A 22,762-nucleotide genomic window follows, 5' to 3' on the forward strand; every position below is an offset into this window, starting at 1 on the left:
GAAAGAGAGTGAAGAAGTGTATGTTACACACAATTATTGAAAAAAATAGTTACCAAGATTCAATCGTTTTAATGTTATTGACGAACCATTTAGAAGAAATGGAAGGGGTCAACAGTATCTCTGTCATGATGGGGACACCCGCTAATAAAGATATTTTTAAAACAGGTGGCTTGTATACAGAAGAATTAGAAACGGCTACACCCAACGATATGGTGATTGTCGCTGATTTAGATAATGCGGATATGATTGAGACAATTGTAACGGCAGCACAAAATTACTTGGATGAACAAGGTAAGAAAAACAAAGGCGGCGCGACCGAAGAACGCGTGAAAACATGGGATAAAGCGCTAGAATTAGGAGAAGATGCCTCTGTTGCGATTTTCTCGATACCTGGAACGCATGCAGCCTTAGAAATTGAAAAAGCGATTGAAGAAGGTAAACATGTTTTTTGTTTCAGTGATAACGTTGCATTGGAAGATGAAGTTCGTTTGAAACAATTAGCACATGAAAAAGGCTTATTATTAATGGGGCCAGATTGTGGAACAGGGATTATTAACGGTGTCCCAATTGCGTTTACTAATGCTGTGCGTAGAGGGAAAATTGGTGTGATTGGTGCTTCTGGTACAGGAATTCAAGAAGTGACGACAATTATTCATAAATTAGGTGCCGGTGTGACCCATGCAATTGGGACAGGCGGACGTGACTTGAAAGAAGCTGTAAATGGTGTGACTTTCAAAGATAGTATTGCTTTATTAGAACAAGATCCAGATGTTGAAGTAATCGTGGCGATTTCAAAACCACCAGCTGCACGCGTTCGTGGTGAAATCTTAGACTTGCTACGTGCTTCTAAAAAACCAGTTGTAACGATTTTCTTAGGTGAAAAACCTGAAAATCATGAAAAAGGACTTTATCATGCACATACCTTAGAAGAAACAGCGAAAATTGCCGTTCAACTAAGCAAAGGGCAAGAGCCAACAGGTGAAGCGGATGCATTCGTTGTGCCAGAAATCGCCTTGAAACCAACTCAAAAAAATATTAAAGGTTATTATTCAGGCGGAACACTCGCGTATGAAGCCGGTATGTTAATCAAAGAAGCGATTGGTTCAGGAAGTTTAGATGGCATGGATGGCTACATTTTAAATGAAGCTGGTCATGAAGTGATGGACTTAGGGGATGATATGTATACCCAAGGGAAACCACATCCAATGATTGACCCATCAAAACGCAAAGAATTATTAGAAAAAGCCGGACAAGACGAAGAAACAGCCGTTGTGTTACTCGATATCGTTTTAGGTTACGGCTCACATGAAGATATGTCGAGCGCGCTTTCACCAACGATTAAAAAAGTCAAAGCGGATGCCCAAGCAGATGGCCGTGAATTAGCGATTATTGCGACGATTGTTGGAACGGATGAAGATCCACAAGATATGGATGGCCAACGTCGTATCTTGGAAGAAGCAGGTGTCATTATCTGTGAAAGCAACGCACAAGCAGTGAATACAGCGTTAGCGATCATCGGCAAACCACTTGTTGAAGAAGTGAAACCGATTGTTGATAAAGAAGCAACAACGGCGACAATTCCAGCTGTCTCTAAAACACTGAATACGTTACTTACGACTGATAAGTTTTTAAACATTGGGTTGAGTAGTTTTGCCGCTGCAATCACAAACCATGGTGGAAAAGTCGTTCAGTTTGATTGGCAACCTGTTGCTGGTGGCAACGTGCAATTACAAAAAGCGTTAAACTTCTTGAACAAAGTATCATTGAAAAGTGAGGGGAAATAAACATGGTTTACCAAACAATTGATGAAGCAAACCAAGCAGTCGTTTCAAAAATTATCGCAGGAGCACCCTATTTATTAGACGTCGTGCCTGCACATACAGTCATTGAAGAATTAAATGAAGGAAAAGTCTTACTTCATGCTGGACCGCCAATTCAATACGAGCAAATGGTTGATCCGATTCAAGGCGCATGTATTGGCGCAGTCTTATTTGAAGAATGGGCGCAAACGCCAGAAGATGCTCGTGCCTTACTTGAAGCAGGAGAAGTGACGTTAATTCCTTGTCACCACGTGGATGCTGTTGGACCAATGGGCGGTATTACCTCTGCACATATGCCGGTTTTAGTCGTTGAAAATAAAACAGACGGCAATCGCGCTTACTGTACAATGAATGAAGGAATTGGCGCGGTCTTACGTTTTGGTGCGAATTCAGAAGAAGTGATTAATCGCTTGCGTTGGATGCGTGATACCTTAGCACCTACGTTAAGTAAAGCAATCAAAGTTCGTGGCGAAATGAATATTAATGTTCTTGTCGCAAAATGTATTGCAATGGGAGATGAATTCCACCAACGTAATATCGCAGGTTCATTAGCCTTCTTAAAAGAAATGGCTCCAAGCATCGTCAAATTAACGGATGTTGAGCAAACAGCTAAAGAAGAAGTGATGCAATTCTTAGCAGATACGGATCAATTTTTCTTAAATATTATGATGGCTGCTGCAAAATCGGTGATGGATGGCGCGCGGATGATTCAAGAAGGAACGATTGTAACGGCAATGTGTCGTAATGGCTATGAGTTTGGAATTCGTATCGCTGGAATGGGTGACGAATGGTTTACTGGTCCAGTAAATACACCAAAAGGCTTATACTTCTCTGGGTTTTCAGAAGAAGACGCTGCGCCTGATATGGGAGATAGTGCGATTACCGAAACGTATGGTGTCGGCGGAATGTCTATGATTGCGGCTCCTGCCGTAACACGTTTTGTAGGTTCAGGTGGTTTCTATGACGCACTGAATACAAGTAACGAAATGACCGAAATCACGATTGATCATAATCCAAACTTCCCAGTACCAACGTGGGATTTCCAAGGAATTCCAATCGGGATTGATGCACGTAAAGTTGTTGAGACAGGTATTTTACCAGTCATCAATACTGGTATTGCGAACAAACAAGCGGGTAAAGGTCAAATTGGGGCGGGAACCGTTACGCCACCAATTGATTGTTTCGAAAAAGCCGTTTTAGCGTATGCAAAAAAATTAGGATTTAAGGACTAGAAAAAAATGACACATTTACAGGGTAAAATGGATCGCTCTCTTTGGCAAAAACAAGCAACAACGTGGTTTTTGCATAGTACCTATCAGCGAACGTTTAATTTAACCAATCAGGATCATCAAGAACTGGCGTTAGTGGCTCCAATCGATTTCCCCTGTTTACCAGGGGGCATCTATTTGCCCTATCCCATATTTGACGAAGTATTTGGTGCGATTCAACAATTGCAGAAGGTTACGCTTCATGAAAATCAGCTTGTTTTTTATTTGGATCAAAAAAAAGTGACCGTGACAATGGGAGAAACGTTTGATTCGAGACTACAGATTCATCCGTCCATTTTACCCAGTGAGTGTCTTTTTTTGCAAAAAATTCAAGAAAACAATGAAATGACCGGCTTCGATTACCCATTAAGTGCGTTTTCGAGTGCCAAAACATTCCCGTTTCGTCAAGAAATTCAAGGGTTGTTTTCAAATGAATTAACGGACAAACAACAAAGTTTGACCTATTTAGTTGGACGCGGTCGCGGTTTGACTCCGTCAGGCGATGATTTTTTGTTAGGGTGGTTGCTTGTACAACAACTAAAACAAGACAATCTCGAAAATAATGAGTTAATCATGCAAAAAGCGCAAAGTCCTGACTACACGACGGATGTGAGTCGACATTATTTGCGGCAGGCTGCGATAGGATGTTACAGCCAAGCATTATTAAATTTAGCAAAAGCGTTAGTAGAACCAACAAATGAACAAGTAATGGCGCAACGAATCGCCGAAATCGTCGCTCATGGACATAGTTCTGGAGCAGATACGTTGGCTGGAATTGCCGCTACTTTAATCGAAATGAGGAGGAGGAAATAAATGGCTAAACGTGTGGTAATTGCTCTTGGGGGAAATGCGATTTTACGCCCGAATCAAGAAGCAACAGTAGAAGTACAAATGAAAAACGTGCAAATCAGTGCAGAACAAATCGCAAAAATTGAGGCATTAAATTACGAAGTGATCTTAACACATGGGAACGGTCCACAAGTAGGAAATATTTTACAACAAAATGAGCTGGCAAAAGATGTCGTGCCACCCTTCCCGTTGGATGTGTGTAACGCGGAATCACAAGGATTTATTGGTTATATGTTAGAACAAAGCATCAAAAACCGTCTTCGTTCAACAGACTCTACCGCAGATGTTGTAACGATGTTGACACAAATCGAAGTTGACAAAAATGATCCAGCATTTGATCATCCGACAAAACCAATTGGCGTTTTCTATACCGAAGAAGAAGCGAAAGTATTAGAAGCTGAAAAAGGTTGGTTTATGATGGAAGATGCCGGTCGTGGCTATCGTCGTGCCGTGGCATCACCATTACCAGAATTGATCCATGGAGTGAATGCGATTACACACTTAGTTGATAAAAATATGATTGTGATCGCAGGTGGCGGTGGCGGAATTCCAGTTTACCGCGATGAAAATGGTCAATTAGTCGGTTTAGAAGCGGTAATTGACAAAGACCGTACAGGTAAAAAATTAGCGGAGCAAGTGGATGCAGATGTCTTTATGATGCTGACAGATGTTCCAAACGTCTACATTAACTGGGGCAAACCAGATCAACAAAAATTAGAAGAAATTTCGGTTGAAGAGGCGCAACGTTACATGGATGAAGGTCACTTTGCTGATGGTAGTATGGGTCCTAAAATGGGCGCAGCGATTGACTTTGCACGCAGTGGCCGCACAGCGATTATTTGTGCGCTAGATGAAGCAGATTTAGCCTTACAAGGTAAAGCTGGCACAAGAATCGTCGGTTAATGGTGGTATGAAAAACAATCAATCCTTCTTCTTAGCGATTGATTGTTTTTTTGAAAAGAAAAGAGAAGAAACCGTGCGAAACGATCAAGAGAGAATATCATCGCGTAACACGTTATCAATCAAGTTTTGAGGAGGTTTGACATGGAAATTGCAGAAACATATGAACGACGCGATCAAGAATTATCAGCCATTGGAAGCGATCCAACAGGGGGGATGACTCGACTGTTGTACACCGATGTTTGGAAAGCAGGCCAAGAGTATGTAAAGGCTGAAATGGAAGCGTTTGGGATGAAGGCACAGTATGATGCAGTAGGAAATTTATTTGGACGAATTGAGGGAAAAGAACTTCCTGAAGAAACAATTATGTCTGGTTCTCATATTGATACCGTTGTAAATGGTGGTCATCTTGATGGCCAATATGGGGTTCTAGCTGCACTTACGGCGATGGAATATCTTGTGTCGACTTATGGGCAACCGAAACGATCAATGGAAGTGATTTCTTTAGCTGAAGAAGAAGGCAGTCGTTTTCCAACCGTTTTTTGGGGGAGCAAAAATTTTGTCGGTGAAGCGAACAATCAAGAAGTAGCAGAAATCACCGATGCGAACGGCTTACGTTTCGTTGATGAAATGCGTCGTCAAGGGTTTGATTTTAAAGCAGCACAAGCAAAACGCGAAGATATTAAAGCCTTTGTGGAAATCCATATCGAGCAAGGTAGTGTGTTAGAAAAAGAACAACTACAAGTAGCCGTAGTGAACAATATTGTCGGTCAACGCCGCTATACGGTTGTGTTAAAAGGGCAAGCCAATCATGCAGGAACAACACCAATGGGGTATCGTCACGATGCTGTCTATGGTTTTGCGAAAATTTGTAGTGAAGCGATTGATCGTGCAAAAGAAGTGGGCGATCCGTTAGTCTTAACTTTTGGAAAAGTAATTCCAAAACCAAATACGGTCAATGTGGTGCCAGGAGAAGTCGAATTTTCGATTGATTGTCGCCATACGGATGCAGCAGCTTTAAAAGAATTTACGGAAGCTTTGGAAGTGCGAATGAAAGAAATTGCTGCTGAACATGAATTAGGAATTGAAATCGAATTATGGATGGATGAATTACCGATTCCAATGGACCAAACGATTGTGGATGTGATTGAATCACAGGCGGAAAAAGGCAACTATAAATACCGCATGATGCATAGTGGCGCAGGACATGATTCTCAAATTATTGCACCGCACTATCCAACGGCGATGATTTTTGTACCAAGTATTGGTGGGATTAGTCATAATCCGGCAGAAAATACGAATATCGAAGATTTAATCGAAGGAATTAAAATTCTAACCGATACACTCTACGAATTAGCCTATTAAAAAAACGGTTTAAGAAAGCTTTTGCTTTTCTTAAACCGTTTTTTGCTAAATTCAGATGAATTATCGACTCGCCGATAATTCTAACGCTACCCGTAATGTTAAACTATTTTCTGTATTTTGGACGGAGAGTCCTAAAATTTCTTCACATTGTTTAATTCGGTATTTAATCGTATTGCGATGTAAGTATAGTTCACTCGCGGTTTTTGTGATCTCACAGTTAAAACCTAAAAACGTTGCTAAGGTTTTTCGCAATTCAATCATTGTGTCATCACTTGGATAGGCGAGCTCTTTTAGTGTCTGTTCACAAAAATAATGAACATCTTTCAAGTCGAGTTTTTCAAATAAGCCGCTTAAGCCTTTTGGTTGATAGTGTTGAATGGTTTCGGGATACAGTAATTGCGTTGTTGCCTCAAGAGAATCGAGCGCTTCAATATATGAATCGCCAATTTCTTCTACCGTTTCATGCACATTCCCAAAAGCAAAGCGTAACTGAATCGGAAGGATGTGATGAAGTTCTTCTACAAGTTCAATTAGCACTTCTTCTGTATTGCTTTGCGGCGTTTGAAACAAGAGAAACAGATTATTCGTATGCCGTAATTTAAAAATTGCGACATCTTTTAGTCGAAGCGGCAAGAATTCATTGAGCCAATTGCCGACAATTTGTCCTTCTTCCTTTTGATAACGAACGTGATGTTTGGTCTCTTCAGACGAAACACAATAGGCAATAGCGACTTGATACGTTTTACTTTTGATAAGACCATAACTCTTTCCTAAATCAAGCCAATTGCGTGTCTGTTGATTCACTTTGGCATCAATTAGTTGATTGTAAAAATCTGTTTTTAAATGCTCAAAAGATTTTTTGACTTCCTGATTTTTATAAAGCATTAGCGTCAAGACGAGAATCGCTTGATCAATCGCAAATTCTGAAATCGGAAAAGGAATGTTTTCTGGTGTCACAATCAATAAATAAAAGGGGAAATAATGATTCACTTTAATTGGATAACACGTCATTTGAACGGGTTTGTGATCCGTATCTTTTAGTATGAAAGCCGATTTTTCCCGATCGATTTTGCGAAAGTCTTCAGCTGAAAGTTGATTGACATAATGCGATGCGGGTTTCCCTTCGTCAGAAAAATGGCGCGAATGGGCAATGATCGATTGCCAAGGGCTCAACAAGATAATCGGCACATTAATGATTTTCCCGAATTCGGCAATAAAACGAGCATTGCTCACATCATGCATCAACAAATCAGAAAACCGATTTTGAATATCAAACGCATACGTCATTTGTTGCGTTTGATCATTCCAAAGATAGCTTAATATTTGGTGCAAAAGAGCGCCTAATGGTTGTGTGTCAGGGATTTTAATAATCGGCAAATCTATTTCAGAAGCATATTCTAAGATATGAGGATCAATTTCATTTAAGAAACGTCCTGTTTTGATAGCCAAAGCAGCGGATTGATGCTCTTTTAATTCACGAATCAACCGCTTAAGCCCTGTTTGGTCATGTTGATAATTCATCGCCGTTGTCAAAATAATCGTATGTTGAGGAATATAATTGGCAACGTCGGGTGTTTCAGTAATTTCAGCGCTTTCAATTGGTTGCTCCAACGATTTATGTGTGGATAAAACAATCAGGTCAGAAAAGCGGGGTGTATTGAGTAATTCTTGTAATGTTTTCATGAATGTCACCTCAGTGTGAATATGGATTGCTTTTATTGTACAAGAGAATACGAAAGAAAGACAGGTTTTTTATACTTTTCGGACAAATAAAGGTAAATCTTAGGTTAATGTGTACAATGAAACGAAAGCGCTTATCCATTAAGATAAAGATAGTAAAAATATAAAGAGATGAGGGATCGCAATGTATCAACAACCTATTTTTGAAGGTAGAACGATTATGACGCCTGGCCCCGTTGAGGCGCATCCTGCCGTATTACGTCAAATGGTCCAACCGATTTTAGGACAGTTTGATCCAGAATTTTTAAAAATCATGAATGAAGTCAAAGAAATGATTAAAGTCCCATTTGGTACAAAAAATAAGCAAGCTTTTGCGATTGATGGCACGTCTCGTTCAGGTTTAGAAGCGGCTTTATTGGCATTAATTGAACCCGGAGATAAAGTCTTAATTCCAGCTTATGGTCGTTTTGCGTATTTACTCGGTGAGATTTGTCAACGTGCACAAGCAGAAATCGTCTGGTTAGAAAAAGATTGGGAATCGCCGTTTGAACAGAGCGTGGTGATTGAAGCGATTAAAGAACATCAACCGAAAATTGTGGCGATGGTTCATGGTGAGACTGCTAATGCACAAATGCAACCACTCGATCAAATCGGTGCGTTTTGTCGCGAAAATGATGTATTCTTTGTGGTGGATATGGTTGCAACTTATGGTGGTATCGAGTTAAAAGTGGATGACTGGAAAGTGGATATTGCCATCGCCGGAACACAAAAATGTGTCAGCGTACCATCAGGAATGTCATTAATTACCTATAATGATCGTGTAGAAAAATACATTCAACCACGCTATCAAAAAGAACTAGGCTTAGGTTCTGATGAACAAAGTGAGCGTTACGTTCGGAGTAACTATTTAGATTTAACACAACTACAAAGATATTGGGGACCTGAACGCATCAATCATCATACGGAAGCGACTTCGATGGTTTATGCCTTACATGAAGGCTTACGGTTATTGTTATTAGAAGGTATGGAGAATGTCTATGCCCGTCACACGAAAAATGATCGCATCTTAACAGAGAGTTTAGAAAAGATGGGTCTAGAAATTTTCGGCGCACGGGAAACAAAAATGGGCACCGTTATTCCTGTCCGCATTCCAGAAGGCATCGATGGCGAAGAAGTTCGAGCGTTATTACTCGATCAATTCAAAATTGAAATCGCGTCTTCATTTGGTTCGTTAAAAGGAAAAATTTGGCGTATAGGAAATATGGGTTACAGTAGTCGTCAAACGAATGTCTTACATTTTTTAAGTGCCTTTGAGACCGTCTTGAAAAAAGTAGGCTATGAATTTGATTATGGCGTCGGCAGTACGTATGCGTTAGAAGAATACTTGAAGTAAGCTAGAAATAAAAACATCTGATAAAGAAGCAACAGTTCATCCTTTGTCAGATGTTTTTTTAAGAAGTTGATATAAGAGCGCTTTCTTTCTGAAGGCGTGGAAATAATCAAGGAGTGGGGAAACAATGGAGGAAGCTGGCATGATACAGCGGTTGTTTAAAATGAGTGAGATTGCTCAATTTGATCACAAACAAGGTAAAAAGAATCTCTTTTATGAAACAGACCAAACGGCTGGCGCTGTCTGGTGTTTGGAACCAGGCCAAGAAATCCCTACCCATGCGCATGCTAAGGCAGATGATTTATGGATTTGCATTCAAGGAACGGGAACTTTTTATCCAGCGCAAGGGGAAGAAATTGAAATTACGGTAGGTGATTTGATTTTATCTCGTCCTGGAGAACAACATGGAATGAAAAATACGGGGCAGGAGCGTTTTATTTGCGTTGGTGTAGCGACACCTTTGCCATTGGATTTTATTCCGAAATAAATTCACAAACAGCCGGCTAATATAACCTAAACGCAGCGTTTCGTCTAATGGTTGTCTTTTTAATCACACATGAAATATCGTTAGCCGAATTAAACAAACAATAATTACGCTTTGTAACTTATGGACAATGAAAGTCAGAATAAAAATGCTTACAATATAGATGATAAAAGGTTGAAGGACTTTAACATTCATTCCATTTTATAAGGATAAGGTCGTCTAGGATAAAAAACGCGCGTAAGGTACAAAAAGATCACTTTTATCAAAAAAATGTAAGGGTTTTAATTCGTGAAAAAGGAGAGTTCAACGTGGATATGAAAGATTATCAGGTAACCCAAGAAGAGGTTACACGCTTCAAAGAACGGAATTATAATGATGATTTATTACCAAAAACAGAAGACAAAAGAAATATGGGGGTAAAAAACTTCTTTACGTTATGGATGGGTTCCGTTCATAATATTCCGAACTACACGGCTGTTGGAGGCTTCATCTTTTTAGGTCTCTCACCGATTAATGTGATGTTTGCGGTAGTGATTAGTGCCTTGTTTGTATCGGCTTTTCTAACGCTTAACGGAAAAGCAGGATCAAAATATGGGATTCCATTTGCCATGCATCTAAGAGCTACTTACGGTAACTTAGGAGCAAAATTACCCGGATTCTTACGCGGAGGCGTTGCGGCCATTGCTTGGTTTGGGTTACAAAACTACACAGGTTCATTGGCATTATTGATTATGATTGGGAAAATTTGGCCTGGATTTTTAGAAATTGGTGGTGGTACACAAATTTTAGGGATTAGTGTTCCAGGACTGATTTCATTTACGATTTTCTGGTTTATTAACGTTTTAATTGGGTTAGGTGGCGGCGGTATTTTAAATAAATTCACTGCGATTTTAAGCCCGATGATTTATATCGTCGTTGGAGGAATGGCGATTTGGGCATTACGTGTTGCAGGTGGCTTTGGGCCAATCTTAGCTTATAGCATTCCAGATGCGACCAGTTCAATCAATCCGATTTGGGCGTACTTTATTATCTTTAACTCCGTCATTGCTGTTTGGGCAGCGCCAGGAGCAAGTGTGTCGGACTTTACCCAAAATGCAACGTCGACAAAAGCGCAAATGATGGGTCAAACGTTAAGTTTAATGGTTGCATACCTGATGTTTGCTTTCTCAAGTGTTGTTATTTTAATTGGTGGATCCATTCACTATGGTATTCAAGAGTGGAATATCTTAAACTTAATCGAACGTTGGGATAGCTTCCCAGCAATTATTTTAGCCATGTCTGTTTTCTTATTGACAACGATTTCAACCAATGCAACAGGGAATATTATTCCAGCAGGATACCAACTAACCGCGCTATTTCCGAAAAAATTAAACTATAAATCAGGTGTTATTGTAGCGAGTATCATTAGTTTCCTCATTATGCCATGGAAATTAATGGAAAATGCGGATAGTATCTTTATCTTCTTGAATTCAATCGGAGCCGTTTTAGGTCCTGTTGCCGGCGTAATGATTGCCAGTTACTTTTTTGTTCAAAAAGAAGAAATCAATTTAGATGAACTTTACATGAATGTCGAGGAACACGATGAAAAGAACCAATACTACGGGTTGAATAAACCAGCCTATATTGCGACAATCGTAGCGTTAATCTTATCGCTCATTGGCCAATTCGTACCAACATTCAAAGTGCTCTCAGATGTTTCATGGTTCGTTGGATTTATTTCTGCTTTTGTTATTTATTTAGTATTAAAAAAAGCTACACTCACCAAAGAAGCTACACCCATTTATGAAAACCAATCTAAGGGAGGAAACAAAGAATGAGTCATGATTTAGTAATCAAAAATGGATTAGTAATTTTAGAAAGCGGAGAAGTACAAACAGACGTTGCTGTAAAAGACGGTCTGATTGTCGCAATCGGCGAAAATTTAGAGGGGGCAGAAGTGGTCGATGCAACAGGCTTAATCGTTAGCCCGGGAATGGTCGATGCGCACGTACATATTACCGATCCAGGCGGCAATTACCGTGATGAGTGGGAAGGATATGTGACCGGTACAGCTGCATGTGCTAAAGGTGGCGTAACATCTATTATGGAAATGCCATTAAACCAAATTCCAGCAACTGTTGATGGAAAAAGCATTGAAATTAAATATGCCGCAGGTAAAGATCGTCTGAAAGTCGATGTTGCATCTTATGGTGGCCTTGTACCATTTAACTTAAAAGGTGGCATTCAAGAATTAAATGATAACGGTGTCGCAGCTTACAAGTGCTTCTTAGGAACTTGTGGTGACCGTACAATTGACGGCGATTTTGAAAATGTCGATGACTATTCATTATATGAAGGAATGAAACAAATTGCGAAAACGGGTAAAGTATTAGCCGTGCACGCGGAAAATCCAGATATTACCGATCGTTTAGGGGAAATTGCTTATAAAAATGGCGAAACAACCCTAGCTGCTTATGTCAATACTCGTCCGGTGTTTACGGAAGTAGAATCGATTCGTCGTGTCATTTATCTAGCAAAAGTTACTGGCTGTCGTGTTCATATTTGTCACATTGCTTGTCAAGAAGGTGTCGATGAAGTTGTAAAAGCGCAAAAAGAAGGCGTTGACGTGACGTGTGAAACATGTACACACTATCTATACTTTACGACAGATGAATTAGACGCCATTGGACCAGTCGTGAAATGTTCCCCTCCAATTCGTGACGCTGAGCAACAAGCAGGGTTATGGAAACATGTTGAAAATGGCGGTTTAGACTTCGTGACTTCTGACCATTCTCCATGTACACCAGATTTGAAAGATAAAGAAAATGCTTTCGAAGCTTGGGGTGGAATCTCTGGAATCCAAAATAATGTGGATATCCTCTTTGATGAAGGCGTTCAAAAACGTGGATTACCATTGAAAAAATTTGCAGAAATCATTGCAACGAATCCAGCAGATCGTTTTGGTTTAGAACAAAAAGGACGCATCAGTATTGGAAAAGATGCAGACTTCGTGTTAATTAAACCGGATGCACCATATACCTTGGAAGCAGAAGATTTAGAGTACCGTAACAAAATCAGTCCTTATATCGGTCGTGAAATCGGGGCGCAAGTGGTACACACAATCTTACGTGGACAAACAGTTTATAGTCAAGATGCGGGAGTAACAAGTGAATTCCCAGGTGTCTTTATTAAAAAATAAGTAAAAACAAAAAAAGATTGTTGGGGGCGTATTCACTACCCAACAATCTTTTCTATTTATTTGGTTATTATGAATAAAGAATTCAGAAGACAAATTCGTTATGATTAGGTTATAAAACAAGAGTTAGGATGATGAACGTGGTAGATAAGAAAACAGGAATGCCATACTGGCAAAAAATCGTTGCAGTATTAACGGTTGGTTGGATTGTAATTTGGATTTATCGGACGGTTTTAACGCCAATCTATCCGATTATTAGTGATTATTTTGGTGGCGCAACCGATTCACAATTGGGTAGTATTTCAAGCTTTTATTTTTTAGGTTATGTTATGATGCAAATTCCATCGGGGATGTTAGTGGATAAATTTGGTAAAAAAACCATTTTAATTCCAGGATTTATTTTGTTTGGTTTAGGAACAATTATTGTCGCGATGGCGAATGTTTTACCGGTCTTATTTTTAGGAAGCGTTTTTGCAGGTTTGGGTTGTGGAACGTTTTATGGGGTGGCTTATTCGCTAACAGCTGAATATGTTCCAAGTAATAAACGAAGTCTTGCAACGGCAATCGTTAATAGTGGAACCGCTGTCGGAAGTGGTCTAGGACTTGTTTCTTCTAGTTACTTTGTCGGAACGGGTATTTTACCTTGGCAAAGCTTAATTTGGATGACGGCGGGTTTGATTGCCATCATGACCGTTGTTTTTGCGAAAGTCATCAAAAAAGAGCAAATGAAGCCAGTCGAACAAAAAACGAAAGTGCAAGAAGCACAATTGGCTGAAAAAGGATCAACCATTAAACAACTCTTTCGTCCACATATGATTGCGGCATATGTTTTATATTTCTCAACATTATATGCGTATTATTTAATCGATACATGGTTACCGAACTTCCTTGAAACGGAACGTCAGTTTGAAGGAACTGCAATCGGTCTTGTGTCTTCTTTAGTCTTTTTCGCAGCGATTCCAGGAGCGTTAGTCTTTAGTCGTTTAGCGGACCAAATACCGCATAAAAAAGTACCGATTATTATCGCGTTAGAGTTAATGGCCGCAACGATGTTATTTATTATGGTCGGAACGGCCAATCAAACGGTTACCATTGTCGGAATCATTGCCTATGGTTTCTTTGGGAAATTAGCAGTTGAACCCATCATTATTTCTTGGTTAAGTCAATTTGCCCCACGTAAGAGTATTGCAACGACTTATGGGGTGTTTAATTTCTTCGGAATGACTGCTTCTGTCATCGTTCCTTCGTTAACGGGCACGATATCGGATATTACCGGTTCTAAAGTCTATGCTTTTTATTTAGCGATTGGGATTATTTTAGTGGGAACGCTGATATTCTCTTTAGTCAATAAATTCGCAAAAGCACCTACAGAGAGTTACTAAGAAAACACACAATCATGATGAAGTGCTAGAAGGACGGATCGTTTCGTCTTTCTAGCATTTTTATTTGATTGATTATTGCGACGATGACTGGAGAATTTGTTGTTGATATTGTTGAAAGAATTGTCCTTCATTTTGGAAAAAATGGAAGATAGAAGAGGACGTTAGAGACATTGTGGGAACGGCTAAGCCTAGTATTTGTTTGACTAAATATTCCCATCCTCTCTCGCTGATTTGATATGGAAGTTCTGGCAGATACATCAACTCTTTCGTCGCACAATGGTTTAATGTTTGACCTGCTTGAATTCTCATTTGTTGGACTTCTTTTAAACGTTGATAGAGTTCGTTGTTATCATACCAGTTAAATGGCGGATCAAATATTAATGACAACCCCCAAGCTAACCACCGAAGCTGGACTTCGCAGCCTTTAATGACAGGGTCGTGGTTATACGATAGTTGTAATTTATAGGATGCAAGGAAGGTGGACAAGGTGATGCTTTGTCGCTGAATAGTGGAAGTGCTGAAGTACAAAGACTCCTTTAATTCACAAAGACGACTATACGGATGTTGAATCAAATACCAACATAACTGAAGATGAGGATTTTTTTGCAGTAAAGTAGCATAGCAATCGAGCATTTGTACGGGCGAATGGGTGAGTGTCATTGTAATGGAAGTTCGCTGATTGTGCGATTCTACGAGCCACGGAAATAATTTTTCATCAATCGTCTGATCAAAGGGCGAAAGAGTTACTTTGGAGAAAAAATCAATAGGATACGAGCCATTTTTCAATGTTTGATAAATCATTTGTTCTTGCTTCGTTAATAGTTGACTAAACATGTTCATTTCACCTCGGAGATACCATACCAAATTAACACTTACGTCATATTTTCGATTTTTGCAAAAGTAGGTGGTTATTTGTCAAAAGATGAGGTTTTTGATACTTTAAATGAAGATATTTCTTAATTCTATGGTTTTTTCGAGCAAAATGACGCGAAAATAAATAAAAATACGAAGTAAATGCTAAAAACCGATAGGATTAGTCAAAATGATAAAAGTGAAAGCTTGATAACACACGGTTCTTAATAAAATAGCCTCTTAAAAAGAGCTCAGAAAAGCGGTTTTTCGCAATAAGACCTCGTTATTGGCAAAACCTTTAAAGTATTGGTAGAAATCAGTGGAATTTGTGAAAGCAAAATAAACGGAAATGTTATAACAAAAGCTTATTTCTAGTTGACGTTCACAAAGAATGAGGAATTTGAAGGTAGAAATAAAAAATGATATAATTGGATGTTTTTTATTTGTGCCGAATATGGGAGAACAATCTAGCAAAAGTCTTGTTTTAGTCGGAATAGCTGTTTTTCAGATTGTGTATCCGAAATGAAAGGAGTAGGATAAAAGAGAACGGGAAAATGGAAGAGGATGACGCTTACTTCCTAAAAGAGTACTCTTCAAATAAAATAGAAGGGAGAATGCGATGAATATCGGAATTGTGTATTTTATAGTGATTGTCTTAGCCAATACGTTGGGAGCCATTTCAGGGATGGGTGGCGGTGTTATCATTAAGCCAGTTTTTGATATGATTGGTGCCCATAGTGTCGCAGCCATTTCTTTTTATTCGGCGGTTGCTGTTTTTGTGATGGCGCTTGTTTCGACGTATCGCCAAATAAAAAATGGGATTGCCATCGATTGGAAACTTGCTGGTTGGGTTTCATTTGGTGCGGTATTGGGCGGAGGAATCGGAAGCTTTACACTGGATCAACTGTTGCAACGATTATCGGGTGACCGTTGGGTACAACTGATTCAGATTATCTTGACGATTATTACCTTAATATTTGCGTTTTTATACACGCGTTTGAACCGGCCTCGTTTCTCATTGAAGCGTGTTATATGGTATCTCCTTTGTGGGTTATTATTAGGCTTTTTAGCAAGTTTGCTAGGAATTGGGGGCGGTCCAATCAATGTTTCACTACTGATTTTACTTTTTTCGTTGCCGATTAAAGAAGCGACCGTTTACTCAATTGGGACGATTTTCTTTTCACAATTGGCGAAACTAGTGACGATTGCGAGTACGACAGGTTTTGCGGCCTTTGATCTAAGCGTCTTACCGTATATCATTGTCGCGGCGATCATCGGTGGCTTTTTAGGTGCCCAATTCAGTGGTTTATTGCCCTCAAAAAAAGTGGGAATGGTTTTTCAATTTGTTATTTTACTTGTACTAATCATCAATGTATATAACGGCATTAAGTTATTTTTGTGAGAATTCTCTTTTATGAAACAAAGAGAATCCTCATTTGAAATGAAATCCTTTTAAAATAAGCAGATTAATTGCTTTTTTCGAAAAAAAAACTATGATTGTAATGGAAGAAAAGACGGTCAATGAGCGTAATGAAAAAGATAATTCCTCTGTATTTGTGAAAAAATTATTTGTTATCATTAGTTTAAAGTTGAATTATACTTGTTTTATTGAAAACACTGCATGATCCGTTTCTTTATCTGAATAAAGAACAATGGAGGAATACAAAATGGATTTGGATATCGTAACACTTGCGCGAATACAGTTCGCTATGACAACTATTTTTCACTACTTTTTTGTGCCATTTTCTATTGGGACAGGGTTTATCGTCGCAATAATGGAAACAATGTATGTGATTAAGAAAGATGACCTTTATTTAAAAATGACGAAATTCTGGGCGAATATTTTCTTATTAAGCTTTGCTGTCGGAGTCGTAACAGGGTTAATCCAAGAATTTCAATTTGGGATGAACTGGTCGGATTATTCACGCTTTGTTGGAGACATCTTTGGTGCACCGCTAGCAGTAGAAGCGTTGTTAGCTTTCTTTTTAGAATCAACGTTTATCGGACTATGGTTATTTACTTGGGATAAAGTTAGTCCGAAATTACACGTGACATTTATTTGGTTAGTCTGTTTTGGAACGTTAATGTCTGCCTTTTGGATTTTAGTTGCCAATAGTTTCATGCAACATCCAGTTGGCTACACGATTAACAATGGACGAGCAGAAATGACTGATTTTGTCGCGTTATTTACAAGTCCACAAGTCTTTTATGAATTTACACATGTGATTGCTGGAGCAATTATCATGGGGGGAATTGCGATTGCTGGAATGGCAGCCATTCAGTTATTAAGAACGAAGAACTTAAGTGACGTGAGTCGTACGATTTATCAAAAATCACTACGCATTGGTTTTGTGGTAGCACTCGTTGGGTCACTGTCTGCCTTAGGAACTGGTGATCTACAAATGAAGGCTCTTGTTCATGATCAACCAATGAAGTTCGCTGCGACAGAAGGACTGTATGAGGATTCAGGCGATCCGGCTGCATGGACGCTGATTGCGTGGATGAATACGCATGAACAAAAACGCGTCTTTGGCATTGAAGTGCCGTATATGTTAAGTATTTTATCGTATAACAAGCCTTCGGGTTATGTAAAGGGCATGAATACCATTAATGCCGAACTGGTGGAAGAACACGGAGAAGGGGATTATTACCCACCGGTGAACACCTTGTTTTGGAGTTTTAGAATTATGGCAGGAATTGCGATGTTAACCCTTTTAGTATCAAGTTTGGGACTATTCTTTACACGGAAGAAAAATCCGATTTTATATGAGAAGCGTTGGATGTTATGGGTTGCTTCTTTAATGACAATCACGCCATTTTTAGCGAATACAGCAGGTTGGTTAGTGACTGAATTAGGGCGCTATCCGTGGACTGTTTATGGCTTGTTCAAAATTGAAGATAGTATCTCACCAAATGTTTCTGCGACTTCGTTACTGATTTCAAATATTACGTATTTCACGTTGTTCCTTGTTTTAGGTGGCGTGATGGTGTACTTTGTCAATCGTCAGTTACATAAAGGGCCAGAAGCACAAGAAGAGCAAGAGAAGTTGGATCAGGCAATGCCAAAAGATCCATTTGATGGAGGTGCGTATTAATGAGCGGCTTACAACTATTGTGGTTTTTGATTATTGGATTATTCTTTGCCGGTTTTTTCTTTTTAGAAGGCTTTGACTTTGGTGTGGGCATGTCTTTAAAAACACTCGCTTTTGACGAAAAAGAAGAAGATCAATTAATTGAAACGATTGGACCGATTTGGGATGGCAATGAAGTTTGGCTAGTGACAGCTGGCGGCGCCATGTTTGCCTCTTTTCCATATTGGTATGCGTCTTTGTTTAGTGGATTTTATTTAATCTTGTTACTGATTTTAGTTGGGTTGATTATTCGTGGCGTGTCGTTTGAGTTTCGTGAAAAAAGCCAACCAAAATATAAAAAGATTTGGACGGGGACGCTTAGTCTAGGGAGCTTTATGATTCCATTTTTCTTTGGGGTCTTATTCGTGAATCTCGTTCAAGGAATGCCTTTGGATGCGGATGGGAATATGATGGCGACGTTCACTGATTATATTAATCTCTTTTCAATTGTTGGCGGTATCGCATTAACGCTGCTTTCGTATTTACATGGTATGAACTATATTGCGATGAAAACGACCGGTCCGGTTCGATTGAAGGCAAAAAATCATGCGCAAGCCTTATATTGGGTGTTGTATGTTGGGTTAGTTATTTTTGCGGCGTTGCTTTATATGCAAACCGATTTCTTTGAGTATCGTTTCCTCTCAACAACTCTCTTACTTGCAGTGATGGTTTTATTAACGGTAGTTGCGAATGTTTCCTTGAATTATGGCAAAGAGCGAACAGCCTTTTTTGCGAGTGGTTTGACACTTGTCACGTTAGTCGCGCTATTGTTTAACGGCTTATTCCCACGAGTGATGATTAGTTCGATCTCATCGGAATTTGATTTATTAATCAAAAATGCGTCTTCATCGCCTTATACCTTAAAAATAATGAGTTTCATTTCGCTCACGATTTTACCATTTGTCCTAGGATATATTGCATGGTCTTACTATATTCTTAGAGGAAGAATCCGTCATGACGAGGATTCAGTGGGGTACAAGCAATGATGGATAAAGCTTTAATGAGCTTGTCCAAAATTAAACAAATAATGGGGATGCTTGCAGGACTTGCGGTTTTGCAAGCTCTCTTCATTATTGGGCAAGCCTATACGTTAGCTCGAATCATCACGAATTTATGGCAAGGGGATTTGATGAAAGATCAGATAACCTGGCTAGTCGGTTTCTTAGTGATTTATTTAGCGCGTCATGCGAGTATCTGGTTGCGCGATCACCTGTTAGATCACTATGCGGCAGAGCAAAGTAAAGGACTACGAAAAGCGTTACTGGAAAAAATATTCCGGGTTGGACCGAGCATCGTCCAGCAACAAGGAACAGGGAATATGACCACTATGGCCCTAGAAGGAATTACCCAAGTGGAAAATTATATTCACTTAATTCTCGTCAAAATCATCAATCTGATGTTGATTCCTTGGATTATTTTAGCGTTTATTTTTTATTTGGATCTCCAATCGGGACTCATCTTAATCACCATTTATCCTTTAATCATTTTATTTATGGTGCTTTTAGGCTACGCTGCTAGAGGAAAAGCGGATCGTCAGTACGCTTCTTTCCAAGTGTTATCGAATCATTTTTTAGATTCTTTGCGCGGCATCGATACGCTAAAAATGTTTGGCTTAAGCAAGCGTTACGGGAAAAGTATTTTCCAAACAAGTGAGTCTTTTCGGAAGGCCACGATGAGTACGTTAAAAATTGCCATTCTTTCAAGTTTCGCCTTAGATTTCTTTACGACGCTTTCGGTTGCGATTGTCGCGGTGATGTTAGGCTTACGTCTAATCAATGAAGGGATTTTTCTCTTCCCTGCTTTGACAGTCTTAATTTTAGCGCCAGAATATTTCTTGCCGATTCGTGATTTTTCTGCTGATTATCATGCAACATTAGAAGGAAAAAACGCCATGCGCGCCATTCGCGAAGTGTTAGAAGTTCCAGAAGTACCGACCCAAGCCTTATCGATGACCCCTTGGCAAGCAGATAGTACGCTCTGTCTTGAAGCGATGCAAGTTTCGTATGAGGACAAAACCGTTTTAAATGTGGCGGATTTACACGTTCAGGGGCATCAAAAAATAGGGATTATTGGCATGAGTGGTTCAGGGAAATCAACCTTAATCAATTTACTTAGTGGATTTGTGACCCCCGATTCAGGTCGTGGTATCGTTAATGGGGAAGTGATGCAGCATTTTGCTCACAAAAAGTGGCAAGAGCAAATGATTTATATCCCACAAAATCCTTATATTTTCCAAACGACCTTACGAGAAAACATTACGTTCTATACACCTGATGCAAGTGAGGCTGCCGTGCTACGGGCAGTTGAAGTGGCCGGACTGAATGAATTAGTCGCAGAGCTGCCAGAAGGGCTAGAAACACTCCTAGGAGGCGGTGCGCGGACATTAAGTGGCGGACAAGCCCAACGAATTGCTTTAGCACGCGCCTTTTTAGATGAATCACGTCATATTTTACTATTTGATGAACCAACAGCGCACTTAGATATTGAGACGGAAGTTGAATTAAAGGAACGAATGTTACCCTTAATGGCCGATCGCTTAGTCTTTTTTGCAACGCACCGTCTGCATTGGATGCATCAAATGGATCAGATCATTGTCTTGAAAGAAGGAACGATTGTTGAAATGGGAACGTTTGAATCGTTGACTGCTCAAAAAGGACATTTTTATGAACTCACAAAACAAATGAGGAGGGAAGCCGATGTTTAAGATTCCGCTTTTGAGTGCTTTTGCGCAAGATACTTGGGTGAAACCCTTCATGAAGCAATACAAAAAAACATTACTATTAGCCATTTTTTTAGGCTTCCTGACATTCTTTAGTGCCGCAGCGTTGATGTTTAACTCTGGTTATTTGATTAGTCGCGCAGCTTCGTTACCTGAAAATATCTTATTAATTTATATTCCCATTGTCTTTACGCGAGGATTTGGGATTAGTCGGCCGGTTTTTCGTTATATTGAACGATTGGTCAGTCATAATTGGGTCTTGAAAATGACCTCTAAATTACGGTTGAAATTGTATCAAACGTTGGAAACTGATGGGATTTTCGTGAAGCGTCACTACCGAATGGGCGATATTTTAGGGTTACTAGCGGAAGATATCAACCATATTCAAGATTTGTATTTACGGACGATTTTCCCCACAGCTATTGCGTGGCTTCTGTATTTCTTTATTGTCATCGCGTTAGGTTTCTTTTCCCTTTGGTTTGCCCTTGTGATGGCGCTTTTGTTCTTTTTATTAGTAGCTGTCATGCCAGTCTGGTCGATTCTCGTCAACGGCGCACGCCAAGAACAAGAAAAACGTTATAAAAATGGCTTATATACTGAATTAACGGATAATGTGTTAGGCGTTTCAGATTGGATTTTTAGCCAAAGAGGCGAAGAATATGTGGCGTTACATGAAGCGAATCAAGCCGAATTATTAACTGTTCAACAAGCGATGCGTCGCTTTAATAATCGCAGGGCTTTTTTAATTCAATGTGTCTTTGGGCTAATACTTTTAGCCTTGCTGTTATGGACTAGTCAACGTTTTGTTGGCAATCATGGTGGTAAAGCCAATTGGATCGCCGCTTTTGTCTTAAGTGTCTTTCCGTTAATTGATGCCTTTTCCGTCTTGCCTTCAGCAGCCGAAGAGACCAATCGCTACAAGGAATCAATTGTTCGATTGAATCATTTATCGGTAAAAGAAGAAGTAGAGGCGCATCCGGTACTAGACGACCCGATTGAAATAACAATTGAGAATTTGTCTTTTACGTATCCAAAGAGCACGAAACAAGTCTTAAAACAACTTGATTTAACGATTCCTGCGGGGCACAAAATGGCGATTTTAGGCCGGAGTGGTTCCGGTAAAAGCACGCTAGCCAGTTTATTGCGCGGCGATTTAGTACCTGAGCAAGGTCAAGTCTGTTTAAACGGAATTCCGACACCACTATTTGGCGATGCCATCGCAAATTATGTGGGTGTCATTCAACAAAGTCCCTATTTATTTAATACGACTATTTTAAATAATCTACGCTTAGGAGATCCGACGGCGAGTGAAGAAAAAGTCTGGGAAGTCTTGCAACAAGTCGGCTTAAAAGACTTAGTCGAAAGCCTACCGGATGGACTCGCAACCATGGTGGATGAAGCTGGACTACGTTTTTCAGGTGGCGAACGTCATCGCATGGCGCTAGCGCGCTTGCTATTAAAAGAGACGCCGATTATTTTATTTGATGAACCAACTGTTGGACTTGATCCGATTACAGAACAAGCCTTGATTGATACGTTTTTAACCACACTAAAAGATAAAACGATGATTTGGATTACGCATCATTTACAAGGGATTGAAAAAATGGACCAAGTCATCTTTATTGAAGAAGGCATTTTAGAAATCTCAGGCTCGCCAGAAGAATTAGCCAAAACAAGCCTGAGATATCAACAATTAAAAGCCATCGATGAAGGGCGTTCGTAAAAAAACTACAAAAAAGAGTTGAGA

The 22,762-nt window shown here is 39.6% G+C and carries 17 protein-coding genes; 15 read left to right on the top strand and 2 right to left on the bottom strand.

What is annotated here, in order from left to right; genetic code table 11:
- Nucleotides 1-20 precede the first annotated feature (20 nt).
- From fdrA to allC, 5 genes are all read left to right on the top strand, one after another.
- Nucleotides 21-1,784: an acyl-CoA synthetase FdrA gene (gene fdrA, locus IGI68_RS05665; protein WP_438731244.1), complete on the top strand. Its 1,764-nt coding sequence runs from the start codon at nt 21-23 to the stop codon at nt 1,782-1,784.
- Between the two features lie 2 nt (nt 1,785-1,786).
- Complete coding sequence (locus IGI68_RS05670; RefSeq protein WP_071875279.1) at nt 1,787-3,052, top strand: DUF1116 domain-containing protein; 1,266 nt, start codon at nt 1,787-1,789, stop codon at nt 3,050-3,052.
- Nucleotides 3,053-3,058: 6 nt separating this feature from the next.
- A complete protein-coding gene (locus IGI68_RS05675) occupies nt 3,059-3,901 on the top strand; it encodes a DUF2877 domain-containing protein (RefSeq protein WP_438731247.1) in 843 nt (280 codons plus the stop codon).
- A complete protein-coding gene (arcC, locus tag IGI68_RS05680; protein WP_273232164.1) occupies nt 3,902-4,840 on the top strand; it encodes a carbamate kinase in 939 nt (312 codons plus the stop codon).
- Nucleotides 4,841-4,981: 141 nt separating this feature from the next.
- The gene (gene allC / locus IGI68_RS05685; RefSeq protein WP_071875282.1) at nt 4,982-6,202 is read left to right on the top strand and encodes an allantoate deiminase; all 1,221 of its coding nucleotides are present in this window, start codon (nt 4,982-4,984) and stop codon (nt 6,200-6,202) included.
- A 60-nt stretch (nt 6,203-6,262) separates the two neighbouring features.
- On the opposite strand, the gene IGI68_RS05690 is transcribed toward allC, so the two are convergent.
- On the bottom strand, nt 6,263-7,885 hold the full coding sequence (locus IGI68_RS05690) for a PucR family transcriptional regulator (RefSeq protein ID WP_438731252.1): 1,623 nt from the start codon (nt 7,883-7,885) through the stop codon (nt 6,263-6,265).
- A 181-nt stretch (nt 7,886-8,066) separates the two neighbouring features.
- Here IGI68_RS05690 and IGI68_RS05695 point away from each other — a divergent pair, with 181 nt between their 5' ends.
- The 5 genes from IGI68_RS05695 (at nt 8,067) to IGI68_RS05715 (ending at nt 14,313) form a co-directional block, all read left to right on the top strand.
- The gene (locus IGI68_RS05695; RefSeq protein WP_438731255.1) at nt 8,067-9,275 is read left to right on the top strand and encodes a pyridoxal-phosphate-dependent aminotransferase family protein; all 1,209 of its coding nucleotides are present in this window, start codon (nt 8,067-8,069) and stop codon (nt 9,273-9,275) included.
- A gap of 124 nt (nt 9,276-9,399) precedes the next feature.
- Nucleotides 9,400-9,759, top strand: a complete 360-nt coding sequence (locus IGI68_RS05700) for a cupin domain-containing protein (protein WP_438731258.1) — start codon at nt 9,400-9,402, stop codon at nt 9,757-9,759.
- Between the two features lie 305 nt (nt 9,760-10,064).
- On the top strand, nt 10,065-11,573 hold the full coding sequence (allW, locus tag IGI68_RS05705) for an allantoin permease (RefSeq protein WP_438731262.1): 1,509 nt from the start codon (nt 10,065-10,067) through the stop codon (nt 11,571-11,573).
- Complete coding sequence (gene allB, locus IGI68_RS05710) at nt 11,570-12,934, top strand: allantoinase AllB (RefSeq protein WP_071875286.1); 1,365 nt, start codon at nt 11,570-11,572, stop codon at nt 12,932-12,934. The genes allW and allB overlap by 4 nt, the downstream gene beginning before the upstream one ends.
- Before the next feature lie 158 nt (nt 12,935-13,092).
- On the top strand, nt 13,093-14,313 hold the full coding sequence (locus IGI68_RS05715; RefSeq protein ID WP_169818107.1) for an MFS transporter: 1,221 nt from the start codon (nt 13,093-13,095) through the stop codon (nt 14,311-14,313).
- Nucleotides 14,314-14,385: 72 nt separating this feature from the next.
- Here the strand turns inward: IGI68_RS05715 and IGI68_RS05720 are convergent, their stop codons facing one another.
- Nucleotides 14,386-15,147 (bottom strand): helix-turn-helix domain-containing protein, encoded by a 762-nt coding sequence (locus IGI68_RS05720; RefSeq protein WP_071875288.1) that lies wholly within the window; start codon nt 15,145-15,147, stop codon nt 14,386-14,388.
- A 637-nt stretch (nt 15,148-15,784) separates the two neighbouring features.
- Between IGI68_RS05720 and IGI68_RS05725 the strand changes: the two genes are divergently transcribed.
- The 5 genes from IGI68_RS05725 (at nt 15,785) to cydC (ending at nt 22,738) form a co-directional block, all read left to right on the top strand.
- A complete protein-coding gene (locus IGI68_RS05725) occupies nt 15,785-16,567 on the top strand; it encodes a sulfite exporter TauE/SafE family protein (RefSeq protein WP_438731266.1) in 783 nt (260 codons plus the stop codon).
- 265 nt (nt 16,568-16,832) lie between these two features.
- Nucleotides 16,833-18,260 carry a cytochrome ubiquinol oxidase subunit I gene (locus tag IGI68_RS05730; protein WP_211272582.1) on the top strand — a complete coding sequence of 476 codons (1,428 nt, stop codon included), beginning with the start codon at nt 16,833-16,835 and terminating at the stop codon, nt 18,258-18,260.
- A complete protein-coding gene (gene cydB, locus IGI68_RS05735) occupies nt 18,260-19,282 on the top strand; it encodes a cytochrome d ubiquinol oxidase subunit II (RefSeq protein ID WP_438731270.1) in 1,023 nt (340 codons plus the stop codon). The genes IGI68_RS05730 and cydB overlap by 1 nt, the downstream gene beginning before the upstream one ends.
- Complete coding sequence (gene cydD / locus IGI68_RS05740) at nt 19,279-21,000, top strand: thiol reductant ABC exporter subunit CydD (protein WP_438731273.1); 1,722 nt, start codon at nt 19,279-19,281, stop codon at nt 20,998-21,000. Before cydB ends, cydD begins: the two co-directional genes overlap by 4 nt.
- Nucleotides 20,993-22,738 carry a thiol reductant ABC exporter subunit CydC gene (gene cydC, locus IGI68_RS05745; protein ID WP_438731276.1) on the top strand — a complete coding sequence of 582 codons (1,746 nt, stop codon included), beginning with the start codon at nt 20,993-20,995 and terminating at the stop codon, nt 22,736-22,738. The genes cydD and cydC overlap by 8 nt, the downstream gene beginning before the upstream one ends.
- Nucleotides 22,739-22,762 lie beyond the last annotated feature (24 nt).

The organism is Enterococcus sp. DIV1314a (assembly GCF_051713805.1).
Lineage (GTDB): Bacteria > Bacillota > Bacilli > Lactobacillales > Enterococcaceae > Enterococcus_I > Enterococcus_I aquimarinus.

Coding starts and splice junctions, on each gene's coding strand:
- fdrA (WP_438731244.1), top strand. CDS start 21: ATGTTACACACAATTATTGAAAAAAATAGTTACCAAGATTCAATCGTT.
- IGI68_RS05670 (WP_071875279.1), top strand. CDS start 1,787: ATGGTTTACCAAACAATTGATGAAGCAAACCAAGCAGTCGTTTCAAAA.
- IGI68_RS05675 (WP_438731247.1), top strand. CDS start 3,059: ATGACACATTTACAGGGTAAAATGGATCGCTCTCTTTGGCAAAAACAA.
- arcC (WP_273232164.1), top strand. CDS start 3,902: ATGGCTAAACGTGTGGTAATTGCTCTTGGGGGAAATGCGATTTTACGC.
- allC (WP_071875282.1), top strand. CDS start 4,982: ATGGAAATTGCAGAAACATATGAACGACGCGATCAAGAATTATCAGCC.
- IGI68_RS05690 (WP_438731252.1), bottom strand. CDS start 7,885: ATGAAAACATTACAAGAATTACTCAATACACCCCGCTTTTCTGACCTG.
- IGI68_RS05695 (WP_438731255.1), top strand. CDS start 8,067: ATGTATCAACAACCTATTTTTGAAGGTAGAACGATTATGACGCCTGGC.
- IGI68_RS05700 (WP_438731258.1), top strand. CDS start 9,400: ATGGAGGAAGCTGGCATGATACAGCGGTTGTTTAAAATGAGTGAGATT.
- allB (WP_071875286.1), top strand. CDS start 11,570: ATGAGTCATGATTTAGTAATCAAAAATGGATTAGTAATTTTAGAAAGC.
- IGI68_RS05715 (WP_169818107.1), top strand. CDS start 13,093: ATGCCATACTGGCAAAAAATCGTTGCAGTATTAACGGTTGGTTGGATT.
- IGI68_RS05720 (WP_071875288.1), bottom strand. CDS start 15,147: ATGTTTAGTCAACTATTAACGAAGCAAGAACAAATGATTTATCAAACA.
- IGI68_RS05725 (WP_438731266.1), top strand. CDS start 15,785: ATGAATATCGGAATTGTGTATTTTATAGTGATTGTCTTAGCCAATACG.
- IGI68_RS05730 (WP_211272582.1), top strand. CDS start 16,833: ATGGATTTGGATATCGTAACACTTGCGCGAATACAGTTCGCTATGACA.
- cydB (WP_438731270.1), top strand. CDS start 18,260: ATGAGCGGCTTACAACTATTGTGGTTTTTGATTATTGGATTATTCTTT.
- cydD (WP_438731273.1), top strand. CDS start 19,279: ATGATGGATAAAGCTTTAATGAGCTTGTCCAAAATTAAACAAATAATG.
- cydC (WP_438731276.1), top strand. CDS start 20,993: ATGTTTAAGATTCCGCTTTTGAGTGCTTTTGCGCAAGATACTTGGGTG.